The sequence below is a fragment of the Clostridioides sp. GD02377 genome, from assembly GCF_045899875.1.
In the GTDB taxonomy this organism is placed as follows: Bacteria; Bacillota; Clostridia; order Peptostreptococcales; family Peptostreptococcaceae; genus Clostridioides; species Clostridioides difficile_A.
Map to the genome: position 1 here is coordinate 1 of NZ_JBJODA010000101.1, position 262 is coordinate 262.

Genomic DNA, 262 nt, shown 5'->3' on the forward strand with positions numbered 1-262 from the left:
CTTTGTAATTTAGCAAGTTTGTTTAATGACTTCTTAAGATACTTAGGATTTTCTATAAATTGTCCACAACTTGAGATACAAAATTCTTTAACTCCTAAATCTAAGCCTATCTGATTATTAGTATTTTCAAATGCTTCAATATCTATATCAGTACAACATAATGATACATAATATTTACCACTTGGTTCTTTGGATATAGTAGCATTAAGTATTCTTCCTTGAGGTACTTGTTTATCCCTTACTTTAACCATACCAAGTTTAG

The 262-nt window shown here is 28.2% G+C and carries 1 pseudogene; it reads right to left on the minus strand.

The annotated features are described in order from the left end of the window. Window positions 1-262: pseudogene (locus tag Q3304_RS21075) on the minus strand (IS200/IS605 family element RNA-guided endonuclease TnpB); the annotation flags it as partial.